Here is a 13,832-nt window from a genome sequence, read left to right on the forward strand (position 1 = left end):
ATCAGCTCTTAATTCCGATTGCGACATATTATGTCACGACACAAAATGTGACATAGGCAACAAACATTTAACTTAACCATACGAAATTGGTTGTTTTGTAATTGGGCACAATCACTAAATCCCTTATACTTGCGGCGCATCAATAACAAGGCATAAAAATAAGCAACAAATGCATCAGAGAAATGCAGAGATTGTTTTCAATTTAGCCCCAAATAACAATGATAAAAGGTAATATGATGAAGAACAGAAATTGGCTGCTACTTGCACTGCTTGCCGCACAACCTGCCGTAGCAGATGAGATGATTCATTGGTGGGACGTCAGTGCCACTGCCCTCTATGGCGACGACTATGATCTTGCCCCCTCTGACCAACAAACCACTATCACCATTGAAACCGCCGGCGGTTGGAAATATGGCGACTGGTTCGCCTTTCAAGACTTTATCTTCTTCAACGGCAACAATGGCGGTAAAGATAGCACCACTTACGGCGAGATCTCACCGCGGTTCAGCGCTAGCAAGATCTCAGGCAAGACTGTAGGCGCAGGCGCACTCACAGATGTCTCACTGGCACTTACGTTCGAAGAGGGCGAAGGCCCGGTCAAGAGCTTCCTCTATGGTGTTGGCCTGGATTTTAAGATCCCCTATTTTAGCTACTTCCAACTTAATACCTATCGCCGTGATGCCATCAGCAGCGGCAATATGAGCGATGGTTGGCAGTTAACACCTGTGTTTAGAATGGACTTCCCCGTAGGCAATTCCAACATAGTACTCGACGGCTTTATCGACTGGGTGTTTGCTGCCGATAACACTGGCTATGAAGAAAACCTCCACTTTAACCCTCAGGTGAAATACGACCTGGGCGCGGCCATCTTTGGTTCACACAAAAAAGATAAGCTGTTTGTGGGTATCGAGTATGATTTTTGGAAAAACAAGTACGGCGTTAAAGGCGTAGACCAGAACACCTACTCGGTGATCGCTAAGTATCACTTCTAATACTTACCCTGATGCATGACAAAATATATGCAGACAAAAAAGGCGCCTAAGGCGCCTTTTTATTGTTACTGCGAATTATCGCAATTGCTTAAGCCAGCAGTTTCTTCGCCGCAGCGACCACGATAGACACAGCACTGGTCTCAGTCTTCTTCATGGTTACCTCATCAGGGATCTCCTGCTGAGTACGGTTAACGATCACGCCCGCCACACAAGCCGCTCGCCAGCCTTGAGTCGCACACATGGTAAACAGCGTCGACGACTCCATCTCGTAGTTAAGCACTCCCATCTCTTGCCATTCTTTCATCGAACCGGCAAAACGGCGGGTAACACGGCCAGACACCGTATCGTAACGCTCTTGACCTGGGTAGAAGGTATCTGACGAGGCAGTGATACCAATGTGAGGCTCTAGTCCCGCGTCACGGCACGCTGCAACCATAGCTGTGGTACACTCGAAGTTCGCCACTGCTGGGAACTCCATAGGTGCAAAGTGCAGGCTGGCGCCGTCTAAACGAACTGATGCCTGAGTCACGATCACATCACCCACATTGACTTCAGGCTGAATCGCCCCCGTGGTACCGACACGCAAGAAGGTATTAACACCCAGTTGTGCCAACTCTTCTACGGCAATAGAGGTAGAAGGACCACCGATACCGGTAGAGCAGACCACCACAGGCTTACCATCGATATAGGCAAGATAGCTGGTGTATTCGCGATGACTGGCCAGGAATGTTGGATTGTCCATCAACTCGGCAATACGTTTCACACGCTCAGGATCACCGGGAACGATAGCAAGAGTTGCACCATCTAACATCTCTTTCGTCAGGCCTAAATGAAATACATCTGACATTATGAAAACCCCTTTCAATTTTGATTATAAAATTCTTATTAAATGGACTTTAACCTAGTATGAAAGCCATTAAGGTTAACCTGATCACACTTTCCCCGCCAGCAGTTAGATATTTTGTTGTAATGAATTTACCAAACTTTTTCCGCTATCAGCACTGAAAATATAGCAACTCCCACCTAAGCCGCCAGCCGATAGGGCAAATTTATTCTAGTAGGGCGAAAGGCTTGAAAAATCTCAACATTCAGCACAAACTTTGCCAATAATTTCATTTAATTACATATAGTTAAATAGTAATAAAAGAGTGATGGGATCTGCTTGTCCAGTCGGTGATTCAGCTCACAAACTCACCACTAAAATCGCGCTAGGCTGAACTCAAAGCAAAGGGAATAACAACACTTTTTGCTTTCACTCTCCCCAAAACATTGACCAAGAAGGACGGCCAATATGTTTCCAGAATACAGAGACTTAATCAGCGAACTCAAAGCAAAAGACGCGCATTTTCTTAAGATGTTTAATAAACACAACGAACTCGATGACGAGATAAAAGCCTTAGAATAACATGCGGCCAGCGATTTCACCCCAGAAGTGAAGGGTCTCAAACAGGAAAAACTGCATATCAAGGAAGCGTTACACCAGATCTTAAAGACCCACACCAAATAGCGGGAACAACAGAAATAATAAAAGGGCGCCTAGGCGCCCTTTTGTCTTCCCTTACAGATAGTAATCTTTCAAGGGCGGGAAGCCGTTAAAGCAGACGGCCGAATAAGTGGTGGTATAGGCACCTGCGGTTAGCCAATACATGCGATCGCCAATGGCCAGATCCACCGGCAGCCCGTAGCTATAGTGCTCATACATAATATCGGCACTGTCGCAGGTGGGACCTGCGATCACGCAGCGATCCAATTCTCCCTGACGCTCGGTATAGATAGGGAATTTAATCGCCTCATCCATGGTCTCAATCAGGCCAGAAAACTTACCCACATCGGTAAAGACCCAACGCTCCAGCGCCGTGTGTGACTTCTTGCTGATCAACACCACCTCTGACACCAAGACGCCGGCATTGGAAAGCAAGGAGCGACCCGGCTCCAGAATGATCTGCGGCAGCTGATCGCCAAAATCCTCTTTAAGAAAGTGAGTGATCTTCTCAGCATAAGTACCCAGCTCGTTGGTTTTATCCAGATAGTTAGCCGGAAAACCGCCACCCAGATTGATCATCTTGAGTTCAATACCATGCTCTTCGCGCAGGCGCTCGAAGATGCTCTTTACCTTAGCGATAGCCGAATCCCAGGCGCCGATATCACGCTGCTGCGAGCCAACATGAAACGAGATGCCATAGGGTTCAAGCCCAAGGGCCTTAGCCAACACCAACAGCTCAAGCGCCATCTCATTTTGACAGCCGAATTTACGTGATAGGGGCCAATCGGCGGTGTGAGTCCCCTCGGTTAAGATACGCACATAGACGCGAGAGCCAGGTGCCTCCTCGGCGATCATACGAAGATCTGCTTCAGAGTCGGATGCATACATGCGCACACCACGCTCATAGAAGGCGCGCACATCTTGGCGTTTCTTGATGGTATTGCCATAGCTGACTCTGTCAGGCGTCACGCCGATATCGCTCACCATATCCAGTTCATAGATAGAAGCGATATCGAAGTTGGCACCGCGATCACGCAGTAACGTCAATACTTCTCTGGCAGGATTCGCCTTAACGGCATAGTAGATACTGGCGTAAGGGAAGTTATGCACCATGTCATCGTATTGTTTCGCAATGATTTTAGTGTCAATTACGACGAAAGGTGTCGGTTTGTCCTGAGCAAATGACTTGATACGTTCGAAGGTAGCTTGGTCATAATACTCATTAACATCAATCGCTTGAAATTGGCTCATCTCGCCAGTATCTCCGTAGCAGAATAAAAATAAATTCGCGTGATTCGGTTAAAAATCGCAGCGAAGTAAACGCTATTTTTCTGAACAGATCAACGAATTTTTATGCTTAATAAATAAGTTTTTATTCCAAAAATATCGATTCGATTTTCGACTCGATAAAAACCAACTTAAGCGATTAATATTTAAAAGAAATTAGTAAGCGTTGTCGAAAGCCTTACTTGGGTTATTTCACCGCCTCCAGCAGGGCTTTTGCCGAATCGACTTGAACGACCTTGATGATCTTGAGTCCATCCAGGCTGATAACCGTTGCCGTCTCTTTGTCACCAGGTAACAACTGAGTCACCTCGCCTTCCTGGTCGAGACCGATAGCGAAACTAAGATCTCGCATCTTAGGAATGGCAACAAACTTGGCGATAAGTGAAGGCATACCGCTGATATCGGCTACATAACGCCAATTGCTCGGCATAGGTGACTCCAAAGACTCAATCGCCTCCTGAATGATCTCACCGCCTTTCATGCCACGGCTAAAGAGTAAAACCTGGGTATCCGAATTGACTTCCAACACAGCTTCATTCTGATCAGTCAGGCTTATCGCCTCGATATGGTCACCTTGGGTCAGGCTGCTGGCAAAGCTGGCGGCCGAGAACAACACGCCCATGGCCAAAACTAGCGCTTTCATAATGCCTCTTTCTATACAGTTAAGTTAACTTACAGGAAAACAGACTATATCTTATACTGCACCCTATGCCCCCGAATGCATCGCAATAGCTTGATGCGCCTCACGCTAATTTTTGCCATGACACAAACTTGAGATATTTGTTATCAAGCCTTTGAAATTTAAGTAACATAGCCATAGTTAACGCAATCATCGTACACCAAGGTATTAGGAAGAGTGCTATGAATGGAAATGGTCTGGAGCAGGAGCTGGCGCAACTGCAGAATGTCTACACCCTGTTGACCGAATTTCTGGTGAAATACAGTTTTCAACTGGTCGGTGCCCTGCTTATTTTTATGCTGGGACTCTGGGTAGCCAACAAGGTCTCCAACCTGGTCGCCAGGCAGTTTGAGAAACATGAGATCGACATTACTCTGAGTAACTTCGTCTCTAATCTAGTGCGGATAATCATCATTATCATGGTTGGTATTATCGCGCTGGGTAAACTGGGGATCAGTATCACACCTATGGTGGCGGCCATTGGTGCCGCATCATTGGGCGCAGGCTTGGCGCTGCAAGGCATGCTGTCAAACTACGCCGCCGGCGTGACCATCATAGTGACCCGCCCCTTCGTCGTAGGCAACACCATAGAGATCCAAGGCGTTAGTGGTGTCGTCAAGAGTATTCACTTGGGGCTTACCTTGCTGACCAATGAAGAAGGCGAGGTGATTAGCATCCCCAATAAACATATTGTCGGCGAGATCTTGCACAACTCCTTTAGCGACAAGCTGGTCGAGATCCGCTTTAACATCAGCTACAGCAGCGATGCTAACCAAGTGCTCGCCATCGCCCAGCAGGTGCTTGATGCCAACAAAGAGGTTAACCAGGAGCGTCCGCCCCAGATAGGTATCAATGGTTTTAACAGCATAGGCTTAGAGATAGGCTTGCGTTATTGGGTACCCACCAACAGCTACTATCAAAATAAATATCAGGTCAATTTGGAGCTAATCAACGCGCTTCATCAAGCCGGTATAGAGATCCCCTGTCCGGTACGCGAGATCCATATCGAGCGATAACTTCTTTCATTAGCAACGGGCTCATAGGCCGCGCTGCCACTCCTGACGCAGGGGCACCAGCCCCTGCATCGCCTGATCGACCTGGGCTAACAGCTTATGTTTATCACGACCAAGGATCCCCTTAAGCACCAAGTAATTAGAAGCGTGATCCGAGCGAAAGATAGTCTTCTCCAGCTCAAGTTCACTCAGCAGCAGCTGCATCTCACTCAATAGTCCATGCTGATCAGGCAATCTGAAATCACCATCGAATCCGGCGTCCATACGCGCCTTACCCAAGGGCAGAGTGACCACCAGCGTCGATAGATAGTCGGGCTGCGCCTGGTTCATCAGGCGCGCCGAATTGAGCGCATGCTGCCGGGATAGCTCCACCCCGCCCAAGCCATTGAGTATCATCACAGAGGACTTCATGCCGGCAGCGCGTATACGCTGTAGCGCCAGCAAAGAGGAGTCAAAGGTTTCGCCCTTCTCGATGCGAGCCAGCACCTCATCATCGCCACTCTCACAACCCACGTACAAGAGGCTCAGCCCCAACTCTCTGAGCCGAGCGAGTTGCTCGTCCGTCTTATTGTTAAGATTGCGCGGCAGGCAATAACTACTAATTCGGGTCACCTGTGGCAGTTGCTCACGGATCAATAAACAGATAGCCTCAAGTCGCTTAAAAGGCAGACTCATGGCATCGCCATCAGCCAGAAATACCCGAGAAACCGGCACACCGCTTTGCGCCACCCGTTCAATATCCACTGCAATATTATCCAGTTTTTGTGCACGAAATTGCTTCTGCGGCGCCGTATACATGTCACAGAAGTGACAGCGATTCCAGCTACAACCATTAGTCACTTGAAGAATGAGGGACTTCCACTCCGAAGGTGGTCTGAATAGGGGCTCAATATAATTAATCATTTTTACCTGTCTCAATTCATGGTGAATATGTGAGCACTTTCATAATTTTTGGTAGTCGTGTGCCAATCTCGACCTATAAATTGATCTCGTTCAATTTATGTTCAATCAGAGTCAGTAGAATGACTGACGTTAATCTCATTCAGATTAATCGTTTATAACTGTCTGACCTTGTCAGCATAGAAAAATTATTGGCTACATCGGCCGACAAACGTGTAGATAATAACATGCAAATAGCACAACAACTGCAAGACAGGCGAGGGAACGTCCTGCATCATGATGAGCATTGGAGCTCAATGAGCGCGGAACAAAAGATGGCCCTTTATAGCCTGCATCGATATGGGTATCGGCTGTTGTTTGTTCGCCATTTGCCTTCGGGTCCACTGGCTATTATCGCCCAGCAAAACCAACTGTCGACCATAGACAGATATGGCGAAGTTGAGCATGAGCCTAAGATCCAACTCAGGGATTAGTCACCAACTAGGTGGCTGACAAGCCTTACGGCTTAATTACCCGAACATAAAGGAGCACTCAGTGTGCTCCTTTATTTGTCCCCGCGACACCGTAAGTCAATCCTTTAGCAACATATCCAGATGGGGAATCCCATCCTCAAGATAAACCTCTGAGACAGACCTAAAGCCCAAGTCTTGATAAAACTGGCGTAAATGCTCCTGGGCACCGATTTGAATTCCTCGTCCCTGCCAGGCTTGCTTGGCAATGGCGATCGCCTGCTGCATTAAAAGCTTGGCCACGCCACCACCACGGGCAGACTCGGCAACAATCACCCGGCCGATGCTGGCCTGAGGATAACTTACCCCAGGCGCTAACACCCTTGCGTAGGCGATAATCTGCCCCTCTGCATCCAAGCCTAATAGGTGGCGCGTCTCGGGCAAGGTGTCCTTGCCATCCAGTTCGGGATAGGCACAAGCCTGCTCAACCACAAACACATCGACCCGTAATCTCAACAGCTCATACAGACGCTCAAGTGTCAACTCGGCAAATGCCACATTCTCCCACCGCACACGGTTCCCCTTATCCATTAAACGGGTGCCCCAAATCAGATTAAACTGCAACCCAACTAATGCCGTCATCTAACTCACATAGATTGGCTGCTATCTCAGCCATAGTTAATACTTCCACTACCAACCAAGGCGGCTAATGATGACTTAACGGCTATCTACCCTAACCTCAAAGCACTGCAGGCTCAATAGATTGACAAACAACTGAACCTTCAAAGAAGCCATCGTCAACCCCTTTGTATTATGTCGCAGACAACTATCAACCAGAGCTTACCCCATAGCACCTAGCAGGCTCGCCAATGCGCGTCTTTGTCGAATATATCTATCAGTTCGCGCTCGAACAAAGCTCGCTTAAGTCTTAGTGATACCTGATTTCATCACTTAGCCCCCAGATTAAGCGTTTTAATCACCACAGTTTTGACAAAATCCTTGGGGGGAGTATGCAAAATCGTCGACAAAGCTGCTAATATTGGGCCAATTTTTTTAGCTTACTGAGATAGATCAAGATGGGAAGAGCATACCAAAACCGCAAAGAATCTATGGCCAAAACGGCTGGACAGAAAACTAGACTTTACTCTCGTTACGGCAAAGAACTCTATGTTTGCGCTAAAAATGGTGGTTTTGATCCAGACGGTAACCTAGCGCTACGTCAAATGATCGCTAAGGCTAAAAAAGATCAAGTGCCTGCCCATGTTATCGAACGAGCAATCGAAAAAGCTCGCGGCGGCGGTGGTGAAGACTATGAAACGGCTCGTTATGAAGGTTTTGGTCCTGGTGGCGCTATGGTCATCGTCGACTGCTTAACTGATAACGGTAAACGTACTTTTACCGAAGTCCGTCAGGCATTCGTTAAGAATGATGCCAAACTAGGTAGCCCGGGAACCGTGGGTCACATGTTCGATCACCAAGCTGTATTTGCCTTTAAAGGTGACGATGAAGAAGCAGTGTTGGAAGCCCTGATGATGGCCGACGTGGATATCGCCGACATTGAAGTAGAAGATGGCATCATCAGCGTGTTTGCGCCGCACACAGAGTTCAACAAGGCAAAGACTGCCCTTAACGACGCCTTCCCTGACACTGAATTGGAAGTAGAAGAGATTGCCTTCGTGCCACAGACCATGACAGAACTCACCGACCCAGAAGTGATCGCCCAGTTCGAAAAATTCCAAGCTGCACTGGAAGATTGTGACGACGTACAAAACGTCTACCACAACGCCGACATCAAGGCATAAACATCACCTCTCTCGCCTGTCACTTTGGCCTGAACAATAAAAAAGCGATTCGTTTCACGTAAATAGCGAATCGCTTTTTTTTACACCAATCAACCCGTAATTTTTTTGACCATAGTCAAAGGCTTGGCGCCTGTAGTAAGTACTTACCACCCTATCAATTAAACTTTATTCATAGTGCACCTTTAAAAGCCATTTTCGGTGGACTTGAGCCTGTATTCGCCTATCCTTATAACTAGACCTACAAAAACAATCCAAATCAATCGCACGTGATTTGCCGCTCCTGTTCGGGAGTGCTTGTCACGTGTAATTGATCAACCAACATGATGAACAGGTAACCTATGAAGTATTCAAAATCGATTATCGCCATCGCACTCACCAGCCTACTTGCCGCCTGTGGTGGTAGTGATGATACTCCTGAAACACCAAAAACAGGCGTCTTTAGCCTAGGTGTCTCAGACAACCCTGCCGATGCTAAAGTAGTGAATATTGCCTTCAAGCAGGTGGTATTAAAAGGTGCAGGTGAACCTATCTCATTCGACGTTTCAGAAGATGGTGAATTAAAGCATGTTGACCTACTCACAGTACAAGGCCAAGAGATAGAAACTCTGGTTCCCGCCCAAACCATCCCGGTCGGTGAATACCAGATGTGTATTTTTATGCAAAGTGATGAAGTGGCTAATGAGAATGGGTCATATGTCATAACAAAGGATGACATTATTCAAGGGCTCGACACTAACAGCCAAGGGAGCTGTGCAGGCATACAGGGTGAGGTAGGCACAGGTCGTCTCTTCTTCAACAAGCCCTTCACCATTGCCGCTGGCGTGAATGACTTTGTTGCCGAATTCAACCTCTCTAAAGGTCTTCAAGCACCACATGGCAACAAGGACTACTGGACGCTTAAGCCAACGGCTGTACAGCTAGTCAACAACGCTGAAGTAGGTGCCATTAATGGCCAAATTAGTAGTGATGTAATGGATGCATGTGAAGTGGCTGCCGGTGGTTCCGAGTTCAGCCCAGCCGTCTACCTTTACCCAACGGCAACCACGCTTGAAAACATGGTAGATTTCCGCCCAGATGCCGACGTTGTTGAGTCACAAGTGGCACCTATTGCCTCTGCACGCGTTAATCCAATTACCGATGATGCTGAAAATGTTACCGGTTACCAGTATGAATTTGGCTTCGTTACTGCCAGTACCTATAGCCTTGGCTATACCTGTGTGGCACAAAATGACGATCCTGAATCAGTTAACACGCCTGAAGATGTCGAAGCACCTTTCTTCCTTCACATTGATGAGCAAGATGTCGTTGTGACTGAAGGCACTACGACAGAACGTCACTTCCCAATGGATTTTGTTCCAGCGACCTAAGTAACATCCTTGTCTAAACATAAAAAAGGCACTCTATTGAGTGCCTTTTCTATTCGTTAAACCATCACATTAAGAGCAGCAGTCTCGACGCCACCAGTTCTTGGGTAACTTGGCAAGCAATACCCTCAGCATCAAGATGGCCAGGATGATCCCCGAACCATTAACTATCACAGACGGCAAGAGGTTGTGCTCTTCTCCAATTTGAGGCATCACCACAAAACCGAAGGTCTCCACCAGATAGTTAACGATAACACCTGAGATAAGGGCAACACCCAACACGCCGCCGAGATAACCATAGAGGGCGCGCTTACCCAGTTCCTTGGTCACTACACCTAAGGTGGCGATATTCGTCGCAGGGCCCGCCAACATAAACACCAGTACGGCGCCTGGCGATACACCTGCCAGCAGCAGCCCGGCCGCAATAGGCGTAGAGGCGGTAGCACAGATATACATGGGTACAGAGACCAGCACCATCACCAGCATGGCTAAGATGCCGTCACCCCATTTAGCCATGAAATCCCCTGGCACATAGGTCTGCACCAACGCAGCAAAGAAGAGACCAATCAACAACCAAACGGTAGTATCACGCACTAGGTCGGTGGCGGCATAATGCAAACCTTTACCCATCCGTGCCAGCACTGAAGTACCCTTGAGCTCAGTGGCCACATCTTTGGTAGATTCACAACAGCTCTCACTTTGGCTATTACTCTGATTAGTCGCATTAGTAGTAGAACAACATGAGCTTATCGGCTCGGGCTTTGCCTTGCTCCCACAGCATGAGCCGCTCGCGGACTGAGTGGCTGCCGCTGGCTTAATCAAAGCTTCTGGCTTAGCTATAGCACCTGAGCTCGTTGGGCGCATCATCATGGGTGAGGCATCCGCCTTCATTCGCACTGGCGCATTTGACTTGCCGCCACAGCAGCTCGATGACACTTGCTTCTCCAGCGGCTTTTCGACTGGCTTGTTACTGCTGCAACAGCTAGTGCTTGCCTCGGAGCCTTTATCTGTCGCAGCTTGGTTAGAGCGGGCAGACTCAGCCGTATCGCTCACTTTCACCTCGTCGTCATCACGGCCCACCAGCAAACCGGCAACGATAGCGCTGCTCACTGCCGCTATCGGTCTGACAATTGCCATGAAGGGGCCAAGCAGCACATAGGAGACGCTGACCGAATCGATACCCGTCTCAGGGGTTGAGACCAAAAATGAGGTGGTGGCCGCCTTGGAAGCCCCCGAACGGCGCAGACCCACTGCAGCGGGGATCACGCCGCAGGAACAGAGCGGTAAGGGTGCGCCCAACACGGCCGCCTTAATGGTCGTCTTCATCCCGTGGCCCCCCAGCTGCTTCTGCATCCATGCCATAGGCACAAACATCTTCAGCATGCCGGCAAGCACTAGACCCAGCAGCAGCCAGGGCGCGGAATCGAGAAAGAGGTCGATAAAATTAGATAACAACATAGGTTAACCCTTTAGCTTACAACTGGTTTTATATTCGGTTTCGCTGTGATCATGACTGTGGTTTTCACACTTCACTTCGACGTTTGATTCTAGCGCCTCAAGTATTGAGCAATGTTCGGCGCTCTCAGGACCACCGCAGCAGGCATCGGAAAGGCGTTGCAGGGAGACGCGAAAATGATTCAGCTCGGCGATTTTCTCCTCTACATTGGCCAACTTTATATCCACCATCCCCTTCACATCCGCACAGGCCCAATTGGACTTGTCCAGATCGATGGATAACAGCTCAGTGATCTCCGACAAGGTAAAGCCCACTGCCTTGGCGCGCAGGATAAAACGCAAGCGCTCAGCGTCATGTTCGGTATAGAGTCGATAACCCGAGTCGCTACGCATCGACGGCGATAACAGGCCATGTTTCTCGTAGAAACGTAGGGTGTCGGCCTTCACCTCACACTGCTTGGCTAACTCTCCAATACGATACATCTCGCCTCCGGCTAAGCTTTTCATCAAAGTCATATTGCTAGTATAAACCTTAGAGTTAAATCTAAGGTCAAGGGTTATTGTGCAGGAATTTTTTCAGGCTGGCTTGTTCGCCATGGCGTATTGTGAAATCGCACAGAAAAAAACAGCATGGCACACAGTTTTACGTTAAAATACGCGCGCCGCGATGGGCAGTAAAAATATTTGAGGGGCTTTTGGAAAGCAATACGCCCGGGTTAGTTGGCACTAACTGTTCTGCTTTCCGAAAGATCCTTAAAATAACCACTGGACCCTGTACCTAAAATGAATAATGCCAGACCTATTCGTCGCGCGCTGTTAAGCGTTTCTGATAAAACCGGAATCTTAGAGTTTGCTAAGGCCCTGCACGCTCAAGGTGTTGAACTGCTCTCTACCGGCGGCACCGCTCGCCTGTTGGCAGACAACGGCGTGCCTGTCATTGAAGTCTCTGACTACACAGGTCACCCTGAGATCATGGACGGCCGTGTCAAAACCCTGCACCCTAAAGTGCATGGCGGTATCCTTGGCCGTCGTGGTATCGATGAGCTAGTGATGGAACAGAACGCCATTAAGCCTATCGATCTGGTTGCCGTTAACCTCTATCCCTTTGCCGAGACTGTGGCCAAAGAAGGCTGCACCCTGGCCGATGCCGTAGAAAACATCGACATTGGCGGCCCTACCATGGTGCGCTCTACCGCAAAGAACCACAAAGACACCACCATTATCGTTAACGCCAAAGACTATGATCGCGTTATTAAAGAGATGCAGGCTAACCAGGGCAGCACGACGCTGGAGACACGTTTCGATCTAGCCATCGCCGCCTTCGAGCACACTGCCGCCTATGACGGCATGATCGCCAACTATTTCGGCACCATGGTACCAGCCCACAGTGAAGATGAGTGCCATCAGGACTCTAAGTTCCCACGCACTTACAACACCCAGTTAGTGAAGAAGCAAGATCTGCGTTACGGCGAAAACAGCCATCAGAGCGCCGCCTTCTATGTGGATCTCAACATAGATGAGGCCTCGGTCGCCAGTGCGACTCAGCTGCAGGGTAAGGCGCTGTCTTACAACAACATCGCCGATACCGATGCGGCGCTGGAATGTGTTAAAGAGTTCAGCGAACCAGCTTGTGTCATCGTTAAGCACGCCAACCCTTGTGGTGTCGCTATCGGTAACGACCTGTTAGAAGCCTACAACCGCGCCTATCAAACAGACCCGACTTCGGCTTTCGGCGGCATTATCGCCTTTAACGGTGAACTCGATGCCGAGACAGCTAGCGCTATCGTCGAGCGTCAGTTCGTCGAGGTGATTATCGCGCCAGTCGTTAGCCAGGCGGCCCGCGACGTGGTTGCAGCCAAAGCCAATGTGCGTCTGCTTGAATGCGGTCAGTGGACTACTAAGACCCAAAGCCTAGACTACAAGCGTGTTAATGGCGGTCTGCTGCTTCAAGACCGTGACCAAGGCATGGTTGAGATGAGCGATATCAAGGTTGTCACTAAGCGTCAGCCGACCGAAGCCGAGATGAAAGATCTCATGTTCTGCTGGAAGGTGGCTAAGTTCGTTAAGTCTAACGCCATCGTTTACGCCAAAGACAGCATGACAATCGGTGTGGGCGCAGGCCAGATGAGCCGCGTCTACAGCGCCAAGGTAGCAGGTATCAAGGCTGCCGATGAAAACCTGGAAGTTGTGGGTTCAGTCATGGCATCCGATGCCTTCTTCCCCTTCCGCGATGGTATCGATGCGGCCGCAGCCGCAGGGATCAGCTGCATCATCCAACCGGGTGGTTCAATTCGTGATGAAGAGATCATCGCAGCTGCCGACGAACATGGCATGGCCATGGTCTTCACCGGCATGCGCCACTTCCGTCATTAATTTGCATCTCGCGCCTGGGCTATAAGCCCGGGCGC

The 13,832-nt window shown here is 49.0% G+C and carries 13 protein-coding genes and 1 pseudogene; 7 read left to right on the top strand and 7 right to left on the bottom strand.

Translation table 11 applies throughout. The annotated features are described in order from the left end of the window. Positions 1-236: 236 nt before the first annotated feature. Positions 237-992 (top strand): ion channel protein Tsx, encoded by a 756-nt coding sequence (locus NY07_RS11495; RefSeq protein ID WP_033539503.1) that lies wholly within the window; start codon positions 237-239, stop codon positions 990-992. 88 nt (positions 993-1,080) lie between these two features. Here NY07_RS11495 and udp read toward each other — a convergent pair whose 3' ends face one another. After that, positions 1,081-1,839: a uridine phosphorylase gene (gene udp, locus NY07_RS11500; RefSeq protein WP_033539504.1), complete on the bottom strand. Its 759-nt coding sequence runs from the start codon at positions 1,837-1,839 to the stop codon at positions 1,081-1,083. A 444-nt stretch (positions 1,840-2,283) separates the two neighbouring features. Between udp and NY07_RS18895 the strand changes: the two are divergent. Further along, positions 2,284-2,499 (top strand): annotated as a pseudogene (locus NY07_RS18895) (YdcH family protein). Between the two features lie 51 nt (positions 2,500-2,550). Here the strand turns inward: NY07_RS18895 and NY07_RS11510 are convergent. Further along, a complete protein-coding gene (locus NY07_RS11510) occupies positions 2,551-3,726 on the bottom strand; it encodes a type III PLP-dependent enzyme (RefSeq protein ID WP_033539505.1) in 1,176 nt (391 codons plus the stop codon). Positions 3,727-3,949: 223 nt separating this feature from the next. Beyond that, positions 3,950-4,405, bottom strand: a complete 456-nt coding sequence (locus NY07_RS11515) for a hypothetical protein (protein ID WP_033539506.1) — start codon at positions 4,403-4,405, stop codon at positions 3,950-3,952. Between the two features lie 218 nt (positions 4,406-4,623). Between NY07_RS11515 and NY07_RS11520 the strand changes: the two genes are divergently transcribed. Further along, positions 4,624-5,457: a mechanosensitive ion channel family protein gene (locus NY07_RS11520; RefSeq protein WP_033539507.1), complete on the top strand. Its 834-nt coding sequence runs from the start codon at positions 4,624-4,626 to the stop codon at positions 5,455-5,457. A 21-nt stretch (positions 5,458-5,478) separates the two neighbouring features. Here NY07_RS11520 and NY07_RS11525 read toward each other — a convergent pair whose 3' ends face one another. Beyond that, the gene (locus NY07_RS11525) at positions 5,479-6,357 is read right to left on the bottom strand and encodes a radical SAM protein (RefSeq protein ID WP_033539508.1); all 879 of its coding nucleotides are present in this window, start codon (positions 6,355-6,357) and stop codon (positions 5,479-5,481) included. 293 nt (positions 6,358-6,650) lie between these two features. Between NY07_RS11525 and NY07_RS11530 the strand changes: the two genes are divergently transcribed. After that, positions 6,651-6,827 carry a hypothetical protein gene (locus tag NY07_RS11530; RefSeq protein WP_232479466.1) on the top strand — a complete coding sequence of 59 codons (177 nt, stop codon included), beginning with the start codon at positions 6,651-6,653 and terminating at the stop codon, positions 6,825-6,827. Positions 6,828-6,923: 96 nt separating this feature from the next. On the opposite strand, the gene NY07_RS11535 is transcribed toward NY07_RS11530, so the two are convergent. Continuing rightward, entirely contained in the window at positions 6,924-7,394 is a 471-nt protein-coding gene (locus tag NY07_RS11535; protein ID WP_052125635.1) for a GNAT family N-acetyltransferase, read from the bottom strand. 485 nt (positions 7,395-7,879) lie between these two features. On the opposite strand from NY07_RS11535, the gene NY07_RS11540 reads away from it, so the two are divergent. Continuing rightward, complete coding sequence (locus NY07_RS11540) at positions 7,880-8,605, top strand: YebC/PmpR family DNA-binding transcriptional regulator (protein ID WP_033539509.1); 726 nt, start codon at positions 7,880-7,882, stop codon at positions 8,603-8,605. Between the two features lie 338 nt (positions 8,606-8,943). Beyond that, on the top strand, positions 8,944-9,972 hold the full coding sequence (locus NY07_RS11545; RefSeq protein ID WP_033539510.1) for a DUF4382 domain-containing protein: 1,029 nt from the start codon (positions 8,944-8,946) through the stop codon (positions 9,970-9,972). Between the two features lie 69 nt (positions 9,973-10,041). On the opposite strand, the gene NY07_RS11550 is transcribed toward NY07_RS11545, so the two are convergent. Further along, positions 10,042-11,427 (bottom strand): SO_0444 family Cu/Zn efflux transporter, encoded by a 1,386-nt coding sequence (locus tag NY07_RS11550; RefSeq protein WP_033539511.1) that lies wholly within the window; start codon positions 11,425-11,427, stop codon positions 10,042-10,044. A gap of 3 nt (positions 11,428-11,430) precedes the next feature. Beyond that, positions 11,431-11,907, bottom strand: a complete 477-nt coding sequence (zntR, locus tag NY07_RS11555; RefSeq protein ID WP_033539530.1) for a Zn(2+)-responsive transcriptional regulator — start codon at positions 11,905-11,907, stop codon at positions 11,431-11,433. Between the two features lie 300 nt (positions 11,908-12,207). Here zntR and purH point away from each other — a divergent pair, with 300 nt between their 5' ends. Further along, on the top strand, positions 12,208-13,797 hold the full coding sequence (gene purH / locus NY07_RS11560) for a bifunctional phosphoribosylaminoimidazolecarboxamide formyltransferase/IMP cyclohydrolase (protein WP_033539512.1): 1,590 nt from the start codon (positions 12,208-12,210) through the stop codon (positions 13,795-13,797). Positions 13,798-13,832 lie beyond the last annotated feature (35 nt).

Origin of the sequence: Shewanella sp. ECSMB14101 (assembly GCF_000773485.1) — a bacterium.
GTDB lineage: Bacteria > Pseudomonadota > Gammaproteobacteria > Enterobacterales > Shewanellaceae > Shewanella > Shewanella marisflavi.

Excerpts from the sequence above, each read along its gene's own strand:
- NY07_RS11495 (WP_033539503.1), top strand. The coding sequence starts at position 237 with ATGAAGAACAGAAATTGGCTGCTACTTGCACTGCTTGCCGCACAACCT.
- udp (WP_033539504.1), bottom strand. The coding sequence starts at position 1,839 with ATGTCAGATGTATTTCATTTAGGCCTGACGAAAGAGATGTTAGATGGT.
- NY07_RS11510 (WP_033539505.1), bottom strand. The coding sequence starts at position 3,726 with ATGAGCCAATTTCAAGCGATTGATGTTAATGAGTATTATGACCAAGCT.
- NY07_RS11515 (WP_033539506.1), bottom strand. The coding sequence starts at position 4,405 with ATGAAAGCGCTAGTTTTGGCCATGGGCGTGTTGTTCTCGGCCGCCAGC.
- NY07_RS11520 (WP_033539507.1), top strand. The coding sequence starts at position 4,624 with ATGAATGGAAATGGTCTGGAGCAGGAGCTGGCGCAACTGCAGAATGTC.
- NY07_RS11525 (WP_033539508.1), bottom strand. The coding sequence starts at position 6,357 with ATGATTAATTATATTGAGCCCCTATTCAGACCACCTTCGGAGTGGAAG.
- NY07_RS11530 (WP_232479466.1), top strand. The coding sequence starts at position 6,651 with ATGAGCGCGGAACAAAAGATGGCCCTTTATAGCCTGCATCGATATGGG.
- NY07_RS11535 (WP_052125635.1), bottom strand. The coding sequence starts at position 7,394 with ATGGATAAGGGGAACCGTGTGCGGTGGGAGAATGTGGCATTTGCCGAG.
- NY07_RS11540 (WP_033539509.1), top strand. The coding sequence starts at position 7,880 with ATGGGAAGAGCATACCAAAACCGCAAAGAATCTATGGCCAAAACGGCT.
- NY07_RS11545 (WP_033539510.1), top strand. The coding sequence starts at position 8,944 with ATGAAGTATTCAAAATCGATTATCGCCATCGCACTCACCAGCCTACTT.
- NY07_RS11550 (WP_033539511.1), bottom strand. The coding sequence starts at position 11,427 with ATGTTGTTATCTAATTTTATCGACCTCTTTCTCGATTCCGCGCCCTGG.
- zntR (WP_033539530.1), bottom strand. The coding sequence starts at position 11,907 with ATGTATCGTATTGGAGAGTTAGCCAAGCAGTGTGAGGTGAAGGCCGAC.
- purH (WP_033539512.1), top strand. The coding sequence starts at position 12,208 with ATGAATAATGCCAGACCTATTCGTCGCGCGCTGTTAAGCGTTTCTGAT.